The organism is Dankookia sp. P2 (assembly GCF_050632255.1).
Classification (GTDB): domain Bacteria; phylum Pseudomonadota; class Alphaproteobacteria; order Acetobacterales; family Acetobacteraceae; genus Paracraurococcus.
In genome coordinates, this window is the sequence record NZ_CP192581.1 from 1,327,681 (window position 1) to 1,345,854 (window position 18,174).

The 18,174-nt window shown below is 71.7% G+C and carries 16 protein-coding genes and 2 pseudogenes; 12 read left to right on the forward strand and 6 right to left on the reverse strand.

All coding sequences use genetic code 11. The features are described 5' to 3' along the window. Window positions 1-536: 536 nt before the first annotated feature. Together ACQ86J_RS07985 and ACQ86J_RS07990 are read left to right on the forward strand one after the other, a co-directional pair. Window positions 537-770 (forward strand): hypothetical protein, encoded by a 234-nt coding sequence (locus ACQ86J_RS07985; RefSeq protein WP_431270704.1) that lies wholly within the window; start codon window positions 537-539, stop codon window positions 768-770. Between the two features lie 38 nt (window positions 771-808). Beyond that, on the forward strand, window positions 809-1,507 hold the full coding sequence (locus tag ACQ86J_RS07990; RefSeq protein ID WP_431270705.1) for an aspartate/glutamate racemase family protein: 699 nt from the start codon (window positions 809-811) through the stop codon (window positions 1,505-1,507). A 158-nt stretch (window positions 1,508-1,665) separates the two neighbouring features. On the opposite strand, the gene ACQ86J_RS07995 is transcribed toward ACQ86J_RS07990, so the two are convergent. Both ACQ86J_RS07995 and ACQ86J_RS08000 read right to left on the reverse strand, forming a co-directional pair. After that, window positions 1,666-1,914, reverse strand: coding sequence for a hypothetical protein (locus ACQ86J_RS07995; protein WP_431270706.1), 249 nt, complete (start codon window positions 1,912-1,914; stop codon window positions 1,666-1,668). A gap of 140 nt (window positions 1,915-2,054) precedes the next feature. After that, window positions 2,055-3,125 carry a tartrate dehydrogenase gene (locus ACQ86J_RS08000; protein WP_431270707.1) on the reverse strand — a complete coding sequence of 357 codons (1,071 nt, stop codon included), beginning with the start codon at window positions 3,123-3,125 and terminating at the stop codon, window positions 2,055-2,057. A gap of 93 nt (window positions 3,126-3,218) precedes the next feature. On the opposite strand from ACQ86J_RS08000, the gene ACQ86J_RS08005 reads away from it, so the two are divergent. Further along, window positions 3,219-4,232 carry a phosphoribosylaminoimidazolesuccinocarboxamide synthase gene (locus tag ACQ86J_RS08005; protein WP_431270708.1) on the forward strand — a complete coding sequence of 338 codons (1,014 nt, stop codon included), beginning with the start codon at window positions 3,219-3,221 and terminating at the stop codon, window positions 4,230-4,232. Here the strand turns inward: ACQ86J_RS08005 and ACQ86J_RS08010 are convergent. Beyond that, entirely contained in the window at window positions 4,223-5,095 is an 873-nt protein-coding gene (locus ACQ86J_RS08010; RefSeq protein WP_431270709.1) for a sulfite oxidase heme-binding subunit YedZ, read from the reverse strand. The genes ACQ86J_RS08005 and ACQ86J_RS08010 overlap by 10 nt on opposite strands. Before the next feature lie 46 nt (window positions 5,096-5,141). Beyond that, on the reverse strand, window positions 5,142-6,077 hold the full coding sequence (locus ACQ86J_RS08015; protein ID WP_431270710.1) for a mitochondrial fission ELM1 family protein: 936 nt from the start codon (window positions 6,075-6,077) through the stop codon (window positions 5,142-5,144). A gap of 60 nt (window positions 6,078-6,137) precedes the next feature. On the opposite strand from ACQ86J_RS08015, the pseudogene ACQ86J_RS08020 reads away from it, so the two are divergent. Both ACQ86J_RS08020 and ACQ86J_RS08025 read left to right on the forward strand, forming a co-directional pair. After that, window positions 6,138-6,870: pseudogene (locus tag ACQ86J_RS08020) on the forward strand (orotate phosphoribosyltransferase). A 66-nt stretch (window positions 6,871-6,936) separates the two neighbouring features. Continuing rightward, window positions 6,937-8,604, forward strand: coding sequence for a peptide ABC transporter substrate-binding protein (locus ACQ86J_RS08025; RefSeq protein ID WP_431270711.1), 1,668 nt, complete (start codon window positions 6,937-6,939; stop codon window positions 8,602-8,604). Window positions 8,605-8,745: 141 nt separating this feature from the next. On the opposite strand, the gene ACQ86J_RS08030 is transcribed toward ACQ86J_RS08025, so the two are convergent. Beyond that, window positions 8,746-10,596, reverse strand: a complete 1,851-nt coding sequence (locus tag ACQ86J_RS08030; protein WP_431270712.1) for a TonB-dependent receptor — start codon at window positions 10,594-10,596, stop codon at window positions 8,746-8,748. A 553-nt stretch (window positions 10,597-11,149) separates the two neighbouring features. Between ACQ86J_RS08030 and ACQ86J_RS08035 the strand changes: the two genes are divergently transcribed. The 6 genes and pseudogenes from ACQ86J_RS08035 (at window position 11,150) to ACQ86J_RS08060 (ending at window position 14,724) form a co-directional block, all read left to right on the forward strand. After that, on the forward strand, window positions 11,150-12,058 hold the full coding sequence (locus ACQ86J_RS08035) for a PepSY domain-containing protein (protein WP_431270713.1): 909 nt from the start codon (window positions 11,150-11,152) through the stop codon (window positions 12,056-12,058). Beyond that, window positions 12,001-12,285, forward strand: a complete 285-nt coding sequence (locus ACQ86J_RS08040) for a PepSY domain-containing protein (protein ID WP_431270714.1) — start codon at window positions 12,001-12,003, stop codon at window positions 12,283-12,285. Before ACQ86J_RS08035 ends, ACQ86J_RS08040 begins: the two co-directional genes overlap by 58 nt. A 100-nt stretch (window positions 12,286-12,385) precedes the next feature. Then, on the forward strand, window positions 12,386-12,955 hold the full coding sequence (locus ACQ86J_RS08045) for a MotA/TolQ/ExbB proton channel family protein (protein ID WP_431270715.1): 570 nt from the start codon (window positions 12,386-12,388) through the stop codon (window positions 12,953-12,955). A gap of 89 nt (window positions 12,956-13,044) precedes the next feature. After that, window positions 13,045-13,388: pseudogene (locus tag ACQ86J_RS08050) on the forward strand (biopolymer transporter ExbD). A gap of 634 nt (window positions 13,389-14,022) precedes the next feature. Beyond that, a complete protein-coding gene (locus tag ACQ86J_RS08055) occupies window positions 14,023-14,214 on the forward strand; it encodes an energy transducer TonB family protein (protein ID WP_431270716.1) in 192 nt (63 codons plus the stop codon). Window positions 14,215-14,331: 117 nt separating this feature from the next. Continuing rightward, window positions 14,332-14,724, forward strand: coding sequence for a hypothetical protein (locus ACQ86J_RS08060; RefSeq protein ID WP_431270717.1), 393 nt, complete (start codon window positions 14,332-14,334; stop codon window positions 14,722-14,724). A gap of 74 nt (window positions 14,725-14,798) precedes the next feature. Here the strand turns inward: ACQ86J_RS08060 and ACQ86J_RS08065 are convergent, their stop codons facing one another. Next, complete coding sequence (locus tag ACQ86J_RS08065) at window positions 14,799-16,037, reverse strand: PhoX family protein (RefSeq protein WP_431270718.1); 1,239 nt, start codon at window positions 16,035-16,037, stop codon at window positions 14,799-14,801. 478 nt (window positions 16,038-16,515) lie between these two features. Between ACQ86J_RS08065 and ACQ86J_RS08070 the strand changes: the two genes are divergently transcribed. After that, window positions 16,516-17,910: an aspartate aminotransferase family protein gene (locus ACQ86J_RS08070; protein ID WP_431270719.1), complete on the forward strand. Its 1,395-nt coding sequence runs from the start codon at window positions 16,516-16,518 to the stop codon at window positions 17,908-17,910. Window positions 17,911-18,174: the final 264 nt, after the last annotated feature.

Genomic DNA, 18,174 nt, shown 5'->3' on the forward strand with positions numbered 1-18,174 from the left:
CGGAGTGATTGCGGAATACACATGCGATTACACGCCAGAGGCGAATAGCCCTTGATTACACCCGTTCGTGACCGCAGCATTCTCCTTGTTGATGAATAGAACCTCAGGAATGCTCCCCATGAGCGAGGCTTTGCCCGCGGCCTGCCACGTGGCCCTTGACCGCAAGGTCAGGAGCCAGTTGCGGAAATGGCCCCAGCGTCCCCCCGGCGTCGTCCCCAGCACGAAACAGCCGGGGACTTGGCTGCGCGGCCGCCCCGGCGATGCCGATGGCCCGGCCCACCCTTTCCTGAAGCTGCCGGGCTCCGACCGGCTGCGGACCCTGCCGGACGGCATGTGGCTGCATTTCAGCCCCTCGGCAGTCGATCCCTACGTCGATATCCTCTGCATCGAGGCCTGCTCCTCGCTGCAGAACCTGCTCGACAAGCGCTCCCGCTTCGCGCCCTCGACTTCCTCGCTGCTGGCGGTCTGCCCAGTGCCCTGGCTACTGGCGCCGGTGCAGCCGAACGACCCTGACGCCACGCTGGCGGCTGATCCGCATGCTCGAGGAGGAGCCTGGTCAGCCGTTGACCCTGCCGGTGCGCGACATCCGCGTGGTCTTCGGGCTCAAGAGCCGCCACTACGAGGGCTTCGCCCGCAGCCAAGTGGCGCATCCGCACGAGTTCTTCTGCCCGATGGAGGCGCTGACCGCCGAGCGCGGGCACGAGGATCCGGACATGCGGGCGATGATGTCGCGCGCGACGGCCAGCGCCAACTTCATGCGGCTGCCGTGATCGGGCACACTGCATCCCGGCAGCGACGGGGTACGGTGGTGGTCGACAAGGTACTGGGTGTCCTGGGCGGGATGGGACCGCTGGCCAGCGCGCACTTCATGGTGCGGCTGACGCTGCTGACCCCGGCGGCGGAGGACCAGGCACATATCCCCGCGGTGCTCTGGTCCGACCCGCGGGTGCCGCCGCGCACCGCGGCGAAGCTGCAAGGCGGGGCGGACCCGCTGCCGGCCCTGCTGCGCGGGATCCGTGGGCTGCAGGCCGCCGGCTGCGGCGCCATCGCCATCCCCTGCAATACCGCGCATGGCTGGTTCGAGCCGATGCGGGACGCCACCCCGCTGCCGATCCTGCACATCGTCGATGCGGCCGCCGCCGACCTGGCCCGGCAAGATGTGGCGCCCGGACGGATCGGGCTGATGGGCACCGCGGCGACCCTGGCGATGCGGCTCTACCAGGACAGGCTGGAAGGCGCGGGCTGGGACTGCCTGGTGCCGGACGGGGACGCAATGCAACGCCTGGTCACGCCGGCGATCGACCTGGTCAAGGCCAACCGGGTGGCGGAAGCCTACCCGCCGCTGGCCGAGGTAGCGCAGGGGCTGGCGGCGCGCGGCGCCCAGGCGGTGGTGCTGGGCTGCACCGAGATCCCGCTCGGCATCGCCGCCGGGCCGACCCTGCCCTTTCCGGTCATCGACACCATCGATGCGCTGGCGCGCGCCTCGATCGCCTGGGCCCTCGATTAGCGCGAAAGGGCTCGACCGACCGGGACCATCCCGGCCCTGGCTGCGTCGCGCCGGCGATGCAGGTCCTGGGGACGCCCGTTCAGGATCGCCGCAGGGTTCGGCGGAAGGCCGTCGAGGCCAAGTTACGGTCTCGGCGCGCTCCGGCCATCGGCGTCAGGTCAGTCGCACTCGCAGCCCGCGGTCGGGCCGGGATCGCCACGGACGACATGATGGTCGATCCATTCGGCCACCAGGCGCCGGGCCTCCTGTACCGAGGCCTCCGGGTGGTGGACGCGGTACAGCGTGGTGCAGGCGCGGAAGGCGGAGGGGTCGTCGTTCCCCGTCACCCGCAATTCGCGGTACGCCGTCACCACCGCGCGCTCGCAGCGGCGGACGATGGTGCTGACGGGGATGGTAGCCTGACCCATTCCTGTACCCTCCGGCTGCGAGCCAGTTGAGAATCCACTCGCAACCTCAGTCAACTCTAGCGACACCCTCGATCCGGTTCAAGGGCCGCGGGATCACCGGACGGCGCGCAGGCCGCCCGGTTCCGTGTCGCATGCCGGCGTCAGGCGCGGGCGATCGCCTCGGCCAGCGCCTTGCCGACATCGACCGTGCCGGCCTGGCCGCCCATGTCGCGCGTCCGCGGGCCGCCGTCGCGCAGCATCGACTCGATCGTGTCGACAATTGCATCCGCCGCCGCCTTCTCCCCCAGATGCTCCAGCATCATGGCGCCGGACCAGATCTGGCCGATCGGGTTGGCGATCCATTTGCCGGCGATGTCGGGGGCCGAGCCGTGCACCGGCTCGAACATGCTCGGGAAGGCCTTCTCCGGGTTGATGTTGGCCGAGGCGGCGATGCCGATCGACCCTGCCACCGCCGGGCCAAGGTCGGAGAGGATGTCGCCGAACAGGTTGGATCCGACCACCACGTCGAACCAATCCGGATGCTGGACGAAATGGGCGCAGAGGATGTCGATATGGAACTGGTCGGTCGTCACCTCCGGGTAGCGCTTGGCCATCTCGGCGAAGCGCTCGTCCCAATAGGGCATGGTGAAGGTGATGCCGTTCGACTTCGTCGCGCTGGTCAGCTTCTTGCGTTTGCGGGTCATCGCCAGCTCGAAGGCATACTTCATCACCCGGTCGGTGCCGATGCGGGTGAGGATGCTCTGCTGGGAGACGAATTCGCGCTCGGTGCCTGGGAACATCCGGCCGCCGACCGATGAGTACTCGCCCTCGGTGTTCTCCCGCACGACGTAGAAGTCGATGTCCTCCGGGCGGCGGTCGGCCAGCGGGGTGCGGGAGCCGGGCAGCAGCTTGCAGGGGCGCAGGTTGACGTACTGGTCGAAGCCGCGGCGGATCGGGATCAGCAGGCCCCAGAGCGAGACATGGTCCGGCACGCCGGGCCAGCCCACCGCGCCGAGGAAGACGCTGTCGCTGTCCTTCAAGCGATCGAGCCCGTCATCCGGCATCATCTTGCCGGTCTGCGCATAGGTCTCGCAGGACCAGTCGTAATGGGTGAGCTCGAGCTCGAAGCCGAAGCGGCGGGCCGCGGCGTCCAGCACGCGCAGCCCCTCGGGCGTCGTCTCCTTGCCGATCCCGTCGCCAGGGATGACGGCGATGCGGTACTTGCGCGCCATGGGCGGTTCCTCCGATCAGGGCGCGCAACCTGAAGGCCGCATCGCCCCCCGGCAAGCCCCCGCGGGAAAGGTGCGCCCTGCCCCGGTTGTGCTATGCCCCCGCCTCGCCCCTGCCCGACCGGGACCCGCCATGCCCCCCTCCGCCGCCGACCTTGCCCCCTACGCCGATTTCGTCCTGCGGGACGCCGCCATCCCGGATTGCCGAACCACTACCGTGGCAAGGTACGGGAAAATTACGACCTGCCGGATGGCAGACGGGTGATCGTGGCGACCGACCGGCTCAGCGCCTTCGACCGCATCCTGACGGCCGTGCCGCTGAAGGGCCAGGTGCTGACCCAACTCGCCCGCTACTGGTTCGAACAGACCGCCGATCTCTGCTCCAACCACGTCATCGAATACCCCGACCCCAACGTGCTGGTCTGCAAGCGGCTCGAGATCATGCCGGTCGAGGTGGTGGTGCGGGACTACCTGGCCGGCACCACCTCGACCGCCATCCTGACCATGTACAAGGCGGGCCGGCGGGAGATGTATGGCCACCACTTCCCGGACGGGATGCGGCCGAACCAGAAGCTGCCGCAGACCATCCTCACGCCGACCAGCAAGGCCTTCGATGCCGGCCATGACGAGGAGATGACCCCGGCGCAGATCGTGGAGGGCAAGCTGCTCACCCAGGCACAATGGGACGAAGTGAGCGGCCTCGCCCTCAAGCTGTTTGCCCGGGGTCGGGAGATGGCGGCGGCGCGCGGCCTGATCCTGGTCGACACCAAGTACGAGTTCGGCTTCGACGCCGACGGCAGGATCGTCCTGGCCGACGAGATCCACACGCCGGATTCCAGTCGCTACTGGTTCGCCGGCAGCTATCCGGAGCGCTTCGAGGCCGGCCAAGCGCCGCAGAGCTTCGACAAGGATTCCGTCCGCTCCTGGGTCGTCGCCCGCTGCGACCCCTACAAGGACGCGGTCCCGGAAATCCCCCGCGAGGTGAACCTCGAGGCCGCGCGGATCTACATCGAGGCCTTCGAGACCATCACCGGCACGCCCTTCCCGCTGCCCGACCCCGGCACGCCGGTGCTGGACCGTATCCGGGCCAACCTCCGCCGCTACTTCTGACGCAGCCGCCAGGCGCCGGCCAGCAGCGGCACGGCCAGCGCCGCCACCCCGGCCCAGACCGCCGGGCGCAGGCCGAAGCTGACATCGAGGTTGGCCAGCAGGATGCGTTCCGCCGGCAGGCTCGTGGTCAGCGCGAACCAGGCATATTCGATCAGCGCCGCCGCCAGGGCAGTGAAGGGCGCCAGGGCCAGCAGCACCGGCAGGCGGCCGCGCCAGCCGGCCGGCAGCGCGCGCCAGGCCAGCAGCCAGGCCAGGAAGCCGGCGGCGATGACCGCCTCCCACACCACCGTCTTCGACTGCATGTAGAAGTGCAGCACGCCGAGCGCGGCGACCGGGAAGGCCAGGCTGTGCAGCCGCTTCCAGCGCGGCCCGAGCGCCCGGATCCAGCCATCGGTCGAGGTCCAGCCCAGCGCCGCGAGCCCCAGCAGGGCGACGAAGCCAAGGGTCAGGTAGACCCGCAGCACGATCTCGGAAGCGACCTTCCAGAGGCCGAAATTCTCGTGGCCCGCATAGAGCACCAGGTGCAGCGCGGCATAGGCCAGCGTGGTCAACCCCAGCAGCCGGCGCAGCGCCAGGATGCGTGGCTCGGCCAGGATCTTGCCAAGCGGCGTCACCGCCAGCGTCACCAGCAACAGCCGGATGGCCCAGAGGCCGATTTCCTTCAGCGCCGCCTTCCAGGGCTCCGGCCCCAGGCTCCCGATCGCGGCTTCCGCCGCGACCCAGGCGGCCGGAGCCAGGAGAAGAGCGAAGACCACGGCGCGCAGCGTGGAGAACCGCCCGGCGCGGTCCTGCCAGGGCCAGGTGAAGGGACGGGCCCGGCCGGCGGGCAGCGGGAAGGCGGTGCGGAGGATGGCCTGCATCATGCCGGTCATTTCGTCGCGGCCGGCGCTTCGGTAACCCCTGCCCCGATCACAGCCAGCCGCGGGCACGGATCTCCGCGGCCACGCGCGACGCCTCGTCCAGCCGCGGCCGGTCGAAGGGCGCCGGCGCCGCCGCCAGCATCTTCGCCTGGCCGGCGGCGATCAGCCCGCCATGCAGCCGCAGGTGCCGCGGGCCGAGCCCGCCCGGGTCGGCGATGAAGACCGGCACCGAGGTCGCCAGCGCCTCGGACAGCATCGAGACGCTGTCGCCGGTGACCACCACCGCATCGGCCCAGGCGAGGAAGCCGGCATAGGGGTTCGGCCCGGCATCGCCCCAGCGGTGCAGCCGATGCGGCACGCCGGTGAGCGACGCGGCCAGCGCGTCGGTTGCAGCGGCCCCGGTCCGTCGGCTGGCGGTGGCCAGCAGGCTGCCGGCGAAGCCCGCAACCTCGGCACCCAGCGCGGCGGCCCTGGCCGGGTCCATGCCCTCGGCCCGCACCGGCCCGCCGACCAGCAGGGCGATCTGCGGCGATGGCAGTTCGGCCAGAGCGGCCCAGTCCTGCCGCGCCGCATCCAGCCGGGCCTGGCTCATCCGGTGGCAGGCGCCGAGGATGGGGAGGATGTTCGCGGCATCCTTCGGCCGGTCATGCCGGCCGAGCACCAGCAGGTCGAACTCCGCCGCGCCGAAGCCCGGCCGCATGCAATGCACCAGCCTCGCCCTGCGGCGGCCGAGCCAGCGGGCCACCGGCGCCGCGCGCCGCCCGGCCGAGACCACCAGTCGCGGCCAGGGCGGCCGGAATGCGGCCCGCGCGGCGGGGGTCAGACCGCCGAGGCTCGGCCAGGGCCAGGGCAGCGCGGCCATGCCGCCCCAGGCAAGCGGGACGGTGCGGAAGGGCAGGCCCAGGCGTTCGGCGATGCCCAGCGCCTGCGCCGCGGTGCCGGCGCGCGGATCCGCTAGGGCCCATACGGCCGCTTGCTCCGTCATGGACGCCGCACCCCGCGGGGGTTACGAGACGGCGACACGACGCCGGCAGGGATATGCGCCATGGCCATGCAACACGCTTCCGACTGGGACCGGGACGCCGCGCTGACGACCGCGCGAATCCTGCTGGAGATCAAGGCGGTGAATTTCCGCCCGGAGGAGCCCTACACCTTCACGAGCGGCTGGAAGAGCCCGGTTTATATCGACTGCCGCAAAATCATCTACTTCCCACGCGCCCGTAACAAGATCTGCGACCTCGGCTTCGAGAAGATCGGCCGGCATGTCGGCTACGAGACCATCGACGTGGTGGCAGGCGGGGAGACGGCTGGCATTCCCTTCGCCGCCTGGATCGCCGACCGCATGGCGACGCCGATGGCCTATGTGCGCAAGAAGCCGAAGGGCTTCGGCCGCGGTGCGCAGATCGAGGGCGACGTGCCCGAGGGCAAGAACACGCTGCTGGTCGAGGACCTGACCACGGATGGCGGGTCGAAGATCCGCTTCGCCCAGGGCGCTGCGCGACGCCGGCGCCACCTGCGACCACACCTTCGTCGTCTTCTACTACGGCGTCTTCCCCGGCAGCTTCGAGCAGATGAAGGGGATGGGGCTGAACCTGCACCACCTCTGCACCTGGTGGGACGTGCTGGAGGTCTGCCGCGAGCGCCCCTACTTCGCCGAGAGCGCGCTGAAGGAAGTGCGGAAATTCCTCGAGGACCCGGTGGCCTGGTCGAAGGCGCATGGCGGCATCGGCTCGGTCGAGGAAGCCCGGGCCATCCGCGACGGGGCGGAGAAGGAATAGCCGGCAGCCCTGGCGCCGGGGGTGACGCGGGGTCACCATCCCCGGCTCCCGGCACGGAGCTTCTCGATGGCTGCCCGCTTCCTTCCGACCCTCGCCGCCCTCGCCCTGCTGGGGTCGCCCGCCGTTGCCCAGGAGCCGGGCCAGCGCGACACGCTGGCCATCGGCATCACCCAGTTCCCCAGCACCTTCCACCCCAATATCGACGCTATGGCGGCGAAGTCCTACGTGCTCGGCTTCGCCCGCCGCCCCGTTACCGCCTATGGCGTCGACTGGCAGCTGACCTGCCTTTCCCTGCGAGACGCTGCCGACGCTGGAGAACGGCCTGGCGGCGCGGGAGACGACGCCGGAGGGCAAGCCCGGCCTCCGCGTCACCTACAGGCTGCGCGCCGATGCGCGCTGGGCGACGGCACGCCGGTCTCGGCCGAGGACCTGCGCTTCGCCTGGGAGGCCGGGCGGAATCCCGAGACCGGCTTCGGCCCGGCGGAGTTCTACCGCTCTGCCTACGAGCTCATCGTCGAGGATGCGCGCACGATCACGCTGCGCTTCGACAAGGTGACCTTCGACTTCGCCTCGCTCGGCGACTTCCAGCCGCTGCCGGCGCATGTCGAGCGGGCGCGCTGGACGCAGGAGCCGCGCACCTATCGCCAGCGCACCGCCTACGACACCGAGACGGCGAACCCCGTGCTCTGGTCCGGCCCCTACCGCGTCACCGCGGTGCAGCCCGGCGCCGGGGTGACGCTGGAGCGCAACCCGGCCTGGCAGGGCACCGTCCCCGCCTTCCGCCGCATCCAGGTCCGCACGGTGGAGAATACCGCGGCGCTGGAAGCGCAGCTGCTGGCCGGGCAGGTCGACATGATCGCCGGCGAGCTCGGCCTGCCGGTCGAGCAGGCGGCGGCGCTCGAGCGCCGCACCGCCGGGCGCTTCAAGGTCGAATACAAGCCGGGGCTGATCTACGAGCATCTCGACCTGCGGCTCGACAACCCGATCCTTGCCGATGTCCGGGTGCGGCAGGCGCTGCTTCTCGCCATCGACCGGGCGCAGATCGTCGCCCGGCTGTTCGAGGGCCGGCAGACCGTCGCGCATGGCAGCGTCAACCCGCTCGACCCGATGCACGACCCGGCCGTCCCGCAGTGGAACTTCGATCCGGCCCGCGCCGCGGCGCTGCTGGAGCAGGCTGGCTGGGCCCGCGGCCCCGACGGCATCCGCCGCAACGCCGCCGGCGAGCGCCTGCAGATCGAGCTGATGACCACCGCCGGCAACCGGGCGCGCGAGGCGGTGCAGCAGGTCCTGCAGGGCATGTGGCGCCAGGCGGGCGTGGAGGCGCGGATCAGGAACGAGCCGCCGCGGGTCTTCTTCGCCGAGACGCTGTCGAAGCGGAAGTCCCAGGGCGCCGCGCTCTTCGCCTGGATCAGCGCGCCGGAGAGCGTGCCGCGCAGCAACCTGCATTCCGAGGAGATCCCGACCGAGGCGCGCAACTGGTCCGGCCAGAACTATCCGGGCTACCGCAACCCGGAGATGGACGCGCTGCTGGAAGCGATTCCGCAGGAGCTGGACCGCGACAAGCGCCGCGTCCTGTGGTCCCGGCTGCAGGCGATCTACGCGGCGGACCTGCCGGCGCTTCCCCTGTGGTTCCGGGCGGATGCGCATGTCTGGCCGCAATGGCTGGAGAATGTGCGGCCGACCGGGCACCTGAACCCGACCTCGCTCTGGGTGGAGGAGTGGCGGGTGAAGTAGAAGGCCGGGGAGAAGGTATTCTCCCCGGACCCCTCATCTATTTTTCCGAGGCTGGCACTCGCCGCGTGGCGGCAGCCGCCTTCCAAAAGGGAAGGGTGGGGTTCGGGGAGGGAACACCTGTTTCCCTCCCCGACCTTCCCGTCAAAACCGCGTCGTCAGCGCGAACCGCGCGGCAAACGGCGCGCCCGGCGTAATGTTGTTGTTGCTGTTGGCTACGGGGTAGTACTTCACGCCGAACAGGTTCTCGAAATTCGCCTGCAGCGCGACGCGCTCCGTCAGGTTCCAGAACAGCGCCGCGTCGAAGCGGGTAAAGGCCGGGATCCGCACCGCATTGTCGGTCGCGGCGTAGTAGCCGGACTGGTGCACCACGCCGAGCCCGGCGCCGAACTGCGGCAGGAAGTCGTAGCGGTTCCAGAGCGAGACGGTGTTGTGCGAGACGAAAGGCACGTTGTTGCCCTTGCGGATGGTCGCCGACTGGTCGCTGGTGATCTCCGAATTCTGGATCGCCCAGCCGCCCAGCACGCTCCATTTGTCGGTGACGCGGCCGCGCCCGCCGAGCTCGAAGCCCTGGGTGCGGGTGCCGTCCACCAGGATGGACCGGGTGATGTCGTTCGGGTCGGTCACCGCGACATTGGTGCGGTCGAGGTTGTACAGCGCTGCGGTCACCGCGAAGTCCGGCCGCACATCCCACTTGGCGCCGATCTCGTAGTTGGTGAACTGCTCCGGCTTCAACGACTGGTTCGCCAGGGTGAGCGAGGCGAGCTGCTCGCCCGCCCGCGGCAGGTAGGTGTTGCTGAAGCTGGCATAGAAGGAGACCGGCTCGAAGGCCTGCCAGACCAGGCCGATGCGCGGCGAGAGCTTGTTGTCGGTGACGTCGAAGCCCTGCCCGGTGCGGTTGTTGGTGAAGTCGGTATTGAAGTGGTCGAAGCGCAGCCCGCCGATCAACTGCACATTCGGCAGCAGCTGCATCTGGTCCTGCACATAGACCGCGGCGGTGGTGGCGACGCCGCTGTTGTTGGCATCCGTCGCGCTCTGGCGGAAGCTGACTGGCACGTTGATCCGCGTCGCGCCGAGCGAGGTCGTGAAGCTGGTGGCATTCGCGCCGACCGAGGTGAAGTAGCCGGTATTGCGAAAATTCTCAGTCTCCTGCCGCGCCAGCTTGACGCCGGCCAGCAGCTTGTGCCGGAAGGGGCCGGTCGTCACGTCGAAGACGAAGTCGGTCTGGTTGATCAGGTTGGTACGGTGGGTCGCGTTGTTGTAGGCGTTGATCGCCACCGTGCTGCCATTGGCGGAGACCGCGCCGGGGAAGACGTTCTGGTAGAACTTGTCGTAATCGGCGAAGCGGAAGTTGTTGCGCAGCAGCACGCCGTTGTCGAAGCGGTGCTCGACGCCGAGGTTCAGCGCATTGACCTGCGCATTCACCGGGCTGCGGCCCGGATCGCCGAAGAAGGTGGCGCGACCGGTCTCGAGCGGGCGGCCGTTGAAGGACGGGATGCCGCGATCCGCCACGCGCTCGTCGCGGAAATACTCGTAGGAGGCGCGGATGATGGTCTGGTCGCCGATGCGGTAGGCGAAGGTCGGGTTGATGCCATAGCGCTTGAGGTTGACGCCGTCGCGGTAGCTGTCGCTCTCCTCGTACATCCCGAGCACGCGGAAGGCGGCGTTCTCGTTGATCGCCTGGCCGAGATCGAAGCTGCCGCGCCACTGGCCGAAGGATCCCGCCTGCAGCCGCACCTCCCGCCGCTGCTCCCAATCCGCCTGCTTGGTCACGCGGTTGATGACGCCGCCGGTGCCGCCGCGGCCGAAGATCATCGCATTCGGGCCGAGCAGCACCTCCACCCGGTCGATGTTGTAGAGGTCGCGGTAGTACTGCACGTCGTCGCGCAATCCGTCGACGAACAGGTCGGAGGTGGTGGACTGGCCGCGCAGGACCGGGGTGTCGCGGTTGCCCTCTCCCTGCGCGTAGCCGGCGCCGGGGACGTAGCGCAGCACATCGCCGAGATCTCTGTGCGGAGATGTCGCGGATGGCCTGCTGGGTGATGACGGTGACGCTCTGCGGCACGTCGCGCAGCGGCGTGTCGGTCTTGGTGGCCGAGGTGGTGCGCTGGGTGGCATAGCCGGAGGTGACGGCAGGCGCGGCGTTCACGCCGATCTCCGGCAGGGCGATGGCGGCGCCGTCCGCCGGCGGGGTCTGCGCCAGAGCGCCGGCAGGAATCGCCAGGGCAATGGCCAGCAGCGGCGGCATGGCGGACCAGCGGTGCCCGGCGCTGGCGCGTTCGATCGGTCCTGGCTGCTGTCCTGGCATGCTGGTCGTCCTGCTGGATCAAAGTAAATGCGACTCATTCGCATTTGCATAGCGTAGAGCCCAGGCGATCCGCCCTGGCAAGGGCCTAACTGCGCGTAAGCTGCGGTTCACCCCGGCGTCAGGTCCCGACCCGCTACACGAAAGCGTATTTGCGACTAACTCGCATTCGCTCTATGCCGGTCGCATGCCAAGCCGCCCCTCCCCTCGGCCTCGGCCGGGCCGAACCGACAGGTTGCCGCGATGACCCCGCGCCGCGCGCTCCTGCTCGCGCATCGCTGGGTGGGGCTGGCCCTCGGGCTGGTCCTTGCCCTGCTCGGCGCCACCGGCAGCATCCTGTCTTGGCAGCGGGAGATCGACGCGGCGCTGCACCCCGCGCTGTTTCGCCCGAGCGGCCCGCCCGACCCGGCGCTCTCCTACGCCGCGATCCAGCGGCTGGCGGAAGCCGGCGGGCACCAGGTCGGCAGCATCCGCCCGCCGGATGCGGTCTGGCCGGTCTGGGTCGTCGCCCCGCCCCGCGGCGCGCGCGGCGCCCTGACCGCCACCTTAGACCCCGCGACCGGCGCGCTGCTCGGCGAGCGCGATGCCCGCGCCGGCTTCATCGCAGTGACGCGGGAGTTGCACGACACCCTGCTGCTGCGCGATTTCGGCGGGCGGCAGGCGGTGGGCTGGCTCGGCGTGCTGACCCTCGGCTTCTGCCTCTCCGGCATCTGGCTGTGGTGGCCGGCGCGGCGGCGGCCTCGGCCGGGCGCTGGTGACGCTGCGCCGGCGGCCGGCGCTGCTGCTCAACCTCGACCTGCACCGCCTTGCCGGCATCTGGATCGCGGTCATGCTGGCCGTGGTCGCCGCTTCGGGCGTCGCCATCGTCTTCCCCGGCTGGTTCCGCCCCCTGCTCGGCATCGTCCCGCCACCGCAACGCGACGCCCCGCCCCGCGAGGCCGCCCCGGCCACCGCGCGCGATGCGGCGGCGCCCGACGCCGATGCGATCGTCGCGGCGGCACTGCGGCACCTGCCGGGCCAGGTGGTCACCGGCCTGATGCCGCCCGCCCGCCCGCGCCAGCCCTGGACCGTCACCCTGCGGCCGGAGGGCTCGGATGCCGAGCTCCGCGTCCGCAGCAGTCTCGACGCTCGATCCCGCCTCCGGCGCGGTGATGGACGAGCGCGGCCCGCGCACCCGTGGCGGCGCCGAGGACGCGCTGGCGCTGCAGCGCTGGCTGCATGGCGGCGCCGCGCTCGGCCTGCCGGGCCGCGTCCTGGTTTTCCTGTCCGGCCTCGCCATGCCGCTGCTGTTCGGCACCGGCCTTGCCGCCTGGCTGCTCCGCCGCCGCAATCGCCGACGCGCTCGCCGGCCCGCCTTCATTCCCGGGAAACCCGCATGACCCCCGCCGTCCCCGACCTCTCCCCCGTGACCCTGGTGCTGCAGGCCGACCCGGTCGTGCAGGGTGTGATGGCGCTGCTGCTGGTCGCCTCGCTCGCCTGTTGGGCGATCATCCTCGAGAAGGCGCGGACCTTGCGCGGCTTGGCGCGGAGGCGCGGCTGCTCGCGGCCGGGCCGCCCGAGGCCGCGGCGACCGGCGAGCCACTGGCCGGCCGGGGCCTCGCCGCCGCGACGCTCCGCGCCGGCCAGGCCGAATGGCGCGAAGGCCGCGATGCCGCCGAGACCGCCGGCGAGTTCCGCGGCCGGCTGGAACACGCCATGCGCGCCGCCATTGCCGCGACCCTGCGCGAGGCGGAGCCCGGCCTGCCGCTGCTGGCGACGATCGGCTCGGTCAGCCCCTTCGTCGGGCTGTTCGGCACGGTCTGGGGCATCATGCACAGCTTCGCCGGCATCGCCGCGCGGCAGGACACCAGCCTGGCGACGGTCGCACCCGGCATCGCCGAGGCGCTCTTCGCCACCGCCATCGGCCTGGTCGCCGCCATCCCCGCGACCATCGCCTACAACCGCTGCACCACCCGTCTGCACCGCATCCGGCAGGAAGCGCTGGCGGCGGCCGGTGCGCTGGCCCTGCGGATGTCGCGCCGCCCGGCGCGACTCGCGGCGGCGGAGTAGCCGGCATGGCGATGCACCTCTCCGGCGGCGAGGACGCCGACGAGGCCCGCCCGGTCGCCGAGATCAACGTCACGCCGCTGGTCGACGTCATGCTGGTGCTGTTGGTGATCTTCATGGTGACGGCGCCGATGCTGACCGCAGGCATCCAGGTCGACCTGCCGCGCGCCGCCGCGGCGCGGCTCACCCCGCCCGAGCCGCCGCTCGAGCTCGGCCTGACGCGCGGGGAGAGCTCTTCCTCGGCCAGGAGCCAATCGCCGAACCGGCGCTGGAGCCGCGGCTGGTCGCGCTGCACGCGGCATCGCCCGACCGCGCGCTGCATCTGCGCGCCGATCGGGGCATCGAGTATGGCGAGGTGCTGCGGGTCATGGCGCTGGTCCAGCGGGCCGGGATCCAGCGGGTCGCGCTGGTCTCGCAGCCTGTGGCGGTGCCCTGAGCCATGGCCCAGGCGATCCCCCACCCGATGCTCCTGGCCAGCGGTCCGGCGCCGCGGCACATCGGCCGCGGCCTGGCCTGGGCCGGCTCGGCCGGGCTGCATGCGGCGGCCGGCCTCGTGCTGCTGTTCGGCATGCCGGCGCCGGCGCCCGAGCCCATGCCGGTGATGCTGCTGGAGATGCCGGCACCGGAGCCGGCCGCCGCCCTGCCGGAGCCTGCGCCGCCCGAGCCGACGCGGCTGCCGGAAGCCGTGCCGGCGCCCGCCGAGCCGCCGCCGGTGGCCGAGGCCCCGCCCGAACACCAGCCGCCGGTTGCCGAGGCGACGCCGGCCCCGGACGAGCCGGAGCCGCCCGCGCCGGAGATCGCCGAACCCGCCCTGGCCGAGTTGCCGATGCCGCCGCCCCTGCCACGGCCACCGGCACCACAACGGCACCGCCCGGCCCCGCCGCGGCCGGCCGCCGCGCCGCCGCAACCCGCCGCAGCCGCACCCCTGCCGCGCTGGCCGCCGCGGCGCCGGTCGTGCAGGCCCCCGCCGCGGCGCCGCCGGCCAGCTACGTCGCCCGGCTCTTCGCCGCGCTGGAACGGCACAAGACCTACCCGCAGGACGCCCGGTACCGCGGCGCCCAGGAGTCGCCATGCTGCACTTCCGGATGCGGCGCGACGGCACCGTGCTCGGCTACCGGCTGGCCCGCAGCGCCGGCGATGCGACGCTGGATGCCGCAGTGCTGGCGATGATCGAGCGCGCCTCGCCGCTGCCCGCCGCCCCGGCGGAGCTTGCCGGCGACTCGATCGAACTGACCGTGCCGGTCCGCTTCGCGCTGCGCTGAGGCCCCGTCCGCCGCACACGCGCGCGTGATGCGGGCCAGGCCCGGAACGGCGCTAGCATCGCCGCGGCCCCGCCGCCCGGCCGCACGCACATCCGCGGTGGGAGCAAGGAGTGATCGATGCCGACAGCCGCAGCGCAGCACCCCTATCTCGACCTCTTCTCCTTTGCGCTTGTCCCTCGCATGAAGACCGGGCCGGACCATGCGAAGGACCCGCCGGCACCGCACCTGCTGCCGCTGGCCAATGCCTCGCCCGAGGCGAAGCAGGTGCTCGACCTGCTGCTCGGCGCCGACCACGACATCCGCGACGACCATGAGCGCGCCGCCGGCATCAACCTGGCCCTGGCCGAGACGCGAATCCGCCTGGCGGTCAGCCATGGCGACACGTCACCGGCGCTGCAGACCGCGCTGAACCGCATCGCCCAGGCACGGGAGGAGATGGCGAAGCACGACACCCGCCGCGCCTGCGCCGCCCTGGCGGATGCGGTCCGCGCGGTGATGGCGCCGCACTGAGGACGCCGGACGGCAGGCGGGTTACCTGCCCCCGGGACCGCCCACCGGACCGCCGCCGTTCCGCACCAGCCCGATCAGGGTCGAGCGGGGCGGCACGCCGGCCTGGATCCCGGCCAGCGGGTCGCCGGCCGGTCGAAATTGCCGCCCGGCTCCGCGCCGGGATGGCGGACGGCGCTGAACAGCACCTCGCCATCCGGGGTCAGCGCCGCGCCGCCGACCGAGGCCGCCCGCGGTGCGCCATAGATCGGCAGCGGCACCCCGCGTCCCGGCCCGTCGAGGTCGCAGGCGAACAGCCCCTCGGCCTGCGGCCCCACCCTGCCGCCGCGATCGGTGCCGATCCAGGCACGGCCGCGCGCATCCACCGTGACGGTGTCCGGATTCTCCGGCCAGGCGCTGCCGGGCGGCAGGCCGGCGCGGCCGTAGCGCGCCTCGGCGCTGCGCGGGTCGCCGGCGGCGAAGAGCAGCACCGCCCCGGCGGTCGCCGCGCCGTCGTCGCCGCCGGCCGCCGTCAGCTTGATCACATGCCCGGCCGGGCGGGCGGGGCTGCCATGGCAGGCCAGCAGCAGCCGCGGCCCGGTCGGGTCGAGCCCGAGGCCGGACGGCGTGTCCAGCGGGCTGCCGCCGGCCTGCGCCGCCGCCGCCACCGGGTCCGGCACCCCGGCCGGCAGCGGCAGCCAGGTGAAGCGGTCGCCATCCAGCCGGGCCACCGACAGGGCGCCGGCATCCAGCACGTCCTCGCCAGTGGCCGGACCGGCCGAGACGAAGCGGAACAGGAAGCCGCCGACCCGGCGATCGGTCATGTAGACCACCGCGCGCCCGTCGCGGGACAACGTCGCCGCCACGTCGCCATGCGCGAAGCGGCCCAACGCGGTGCGCTTCACCGGCACCGATTGCGGGTCGAAGGGATCGAGCTCGACCACCCAGCCGAAGCCGGCGGCGTTGGCGAAGCGTGGGTCGAGATTGCCCAGGCGGGCGAGCCAGGGGCCAGGGTCGCCTTCGGCCAGCAGCAGCGTGCCCCAGGGCGTGACGCAGCCGCCGGCCAGGCCCAGCAGGCCACGGACGCTGCCGCCCCCCGCCGGCCCCCCGGCTCGGCACAGCGTGCCGCCGCCCAGGCGCCGGCTCTGGAAGCCGCCATCCACCACCACCCAGCCGCGGCCGCGCTTTTCCAGGTTGAGCAGGGAGGCGCCCTGCATTGCCGCCGCCGCGGCCGGCTGGTCGCGCCCGCCGGGAAAGGCGAAGGCCGGGTCCACCGTCGGGTGCAGCACCGCCAGCACGGCGCGGGGGATGCCGTCGGCCGCCTGCTGGGTCGGCACCGCGATGGCGGCGACCCTGGCATCCCAGCCGAATGGGCGGCGGCGCCCTCCGGGTCCGGGCGGCGTGGATTCCAGGCAGGGGCGTCGAAGGTGACGCGGTCACCCCAGCGGACCAGCACGTCCCGCCGGTAGCCGCGCGCCACCGTGTCGTCCTGCTTCACCGGCAGGGCAAGGGGCTCGAGGTCGTGGCGGCGGGCCTGGGCCAGGGCTCCGTGGGGAAGCAGGGCGGCGGCGGGAACCAGGGCCGGCGCCGCCAACAGCGCGCGGCGCCCGATCACGCGCGGCATCCGCCCGACCACCGATCCCCCGGGCCCTGTCCGTCGCATCCACGCATCCCTCTTCCGGCGGGGCGGACCTTGGCACCCACCGAGGGCCAGCGTCCATCCGCCCGGCCCCAACAAGGGCGTGCGGCAAGCGGTCTTGGGTCGCCGCGCATTCCGGGCCTAGACTGCCGCATCCCGCAGAGAAGGTCCCACCGATGACCCCGCCCCGCAATCCCACCGCCGCCCGCGACGTCGCCTATGCGCTGCATCCCTACACCGACCACAAGGCGCACCTGGTCACCGGGCCGCTGGTGATCAACCGCGGCAAGGGCGTGCGGGTCTATGACGACCAGGGCAAGGACTACATCGAGAGCGTCGCCGGCCTCTGGTGCGCGAGCCTCGGCTTCGACAACGAGCGCCTGGTGCAGGCCGCCACCGACCAGATGCGGAAACTCCCCTTCTACCATTCCTTCACCGGCAAGTCGCACGAGCCGATGGTGGACCTGGCGGAGATGCTGATAGAGCGCGCGCCGGTGCCGATGAGCAAGGTGTTCTTCGCCAATAGCGGGTCCGAGGCGAATGACAGCGTCATCAAGATCCTCTGGTACATGCACAACGCCATCGGCAAGCCGGAGAAGAAGAAGATCATCAGCCGGCTGAAGGGCTATCACGGCATCACGCTCGCCGCGGCCTCGATGACCGGGCTGCCGGCGAACCACAAGCTGTTCGACCTGCCGCTGCCGGGCTTCATCCATGTCGGCACGCCGCACCACTACCACAACGCGTTGCCGGGCGAGTCGGAGGAGGACTTCGCGACCCGCCTGGCCGCCGAGTTGGAGGAGGTGATCCTGAAGGAGGGGCCGGAGACGGTGGCCGCCTTCTATGCCGAGCCCTTCATGGGCGCCGGTGGCGTCATCATCCCGCCCGCTGGCTACTTCGAGAAGATCCAGGCGGTGCTCAAGAAATACGACGTTCTGATGTGCGTCGACGAGGTGATCGCCGGCTTCTTCCGCACCGGCAATTACTGGGGCAGCCAGACCTTCAACATCCAGCCGGACATCCTGGTCTGCGCCAAGGCGCTGAGCGCCGCCTACCTGCCGATCTCGGCGGTCATGGTGAACGAGCGGGTGTTCCACGGTATCGCCGAGGGATCGTCCACCGTCGGCACCTGGGGCCATGGCTTCACCTATTCCGGCCATCCGGTGCCGGCCGCAGTCGCCATCGAGACGCTGAAGATCTACGACGAGATGGACATGCTGGGCCATGTCCGGAAGGTCGGGCCCTACATGCAGGCGGCGCTGCGCGAGCGCTTCGCGGAGCACCCGCTGGTCGGCGAGGTCCGCGGCGTCGGCCTGGTCGCGGCGATCGAGCTGGTCGAGGACAAGGCCCGCGCGAAGAACTTCGACCCGGCGAAGAAGGTCGGGCCGCGGCTGACCAAGCTGTCCGAGAAGCACGGCGTGATCATGCGGGCGATGATGAACGACAGCATGGGCTTCTCCCCGCCGCTGATCATCTCCGAGGCCGAGATCGACGAGATGCTCGACCGGGTCGGCCGGGCGCTCGACGAGCTGGCCGTCGAGCTGCGCCGCGAGAGCATCGCGGCGGTCTGACGCGACGCGGCGGCGGTCCTGCGGGATCGCCGCCGGCCCGTCCGCAACCACCCCTCGTACTGGCCGGGTCTGCCTCGGCCATCCCGCCCCTCCTCGAGATGCCAGCGGACTGCCCGGGCCGAGCCTGGGCGTGGCGCGCCGGGGCGGCATACCCTTCCCGGAACCCGACGCGGCGCCATGAAACTTCCTGCCTCCCTTGCCGCGCCGAGCCTGCCGCTCGCGGTCGCGCTGGCCGTCGCGCCGGTCGCCGGCGTGCTGCAGTCC

Bases quoted from the DNA above. Each gene is read 5' to 3' on its own strand.
- ACQ86J_RS08055 (WP_431270716.1), top strand. From the start codon at position 14,023: ATGCTGCACTTCCGGATGCGGCGCGACGGCACCGTGCTCGGCTACCGG.
- ACQ86J_RS07985 (WP_431270704.1), top strand. From the start codon at position 537: ATGCTCGAGGAGGAGCCTGGTCAGCCGTTGACCCTGCCGGTGCGCGAC.
- ACQ86J_RS08040 (WP_431270714.1), top strand. From the start codon at position 12,001: ATGCCGAGCTCCGCGTCCGCAGCAGTCTCGACGCTCGATCCCGCCTCC.
- ACQ86J_RS07995 (WP_431270706.1), bottom strand. From the start codon at position 1,914: ATGGGTCAGGCTACCATCCCCGTCAGCACCATCGTCCGCCGCTGCGAG.
- ACQ86J_RS08060 (WP_431270717.1), top strand. From the start codon at position 14,332: ATGCCGACAGCCGCAGCGCAGCACCCCTATCTCGACCTCTTCTCCTTT.
- ACQ86J_RS08025 (WP_431270711.1), top strand. From the start codon at position 6,937: ATGGCTGCCCGCTTCCTTCCGACCCTCGCCGCCCTCGCCCTGCTGGGG.
- ACQ86J_RS08035 (WP_431270713.1), top strand. From the start codon at position 11,150: ATGACCCCGCGCCGCGCGCTCCTGCTCGCGCATCGCTGGGTGGGGCTG.
- ACQ86J_RS08070 (WP_431270719.1), top strand. From the start codon at position 16,516: ATGACCCCGCCCCGCAATCCCACCGCCGCCCGCGACGTCGCCTATGCG.
- ACQ86J_RS08015 (WP_431270710.1), bottom strand. From the start codon at position 6,077: ATGACGGAGCAAGCGGCCGTATGGGCCCTAGCGGATCCGCGCGCCGGC.
- ACQ86J_RS08010 (WP_431270709.1), bottom strand. From the start codon at position 5,095: ATGATGCAGGCCATCCTCCGCACCGCCTTCCCGCTGCCCGCCGGCCGG.
- ACQ86J_RS08000 (WP_431270707.1), bottom strand. From the start codon at position 3,125: ATGGCGCGCAAGTACCGCATCGCCGTCATCCCTGGCGACGGGATCGGC.
- ACQ86J_RS08005 (WP_431270708.1), top strand. From the start codon at position 3,219: ATGCCCCCGCCTCGCCCCTGCCCGACCGGGACCCGCCATGCCCCCCTC.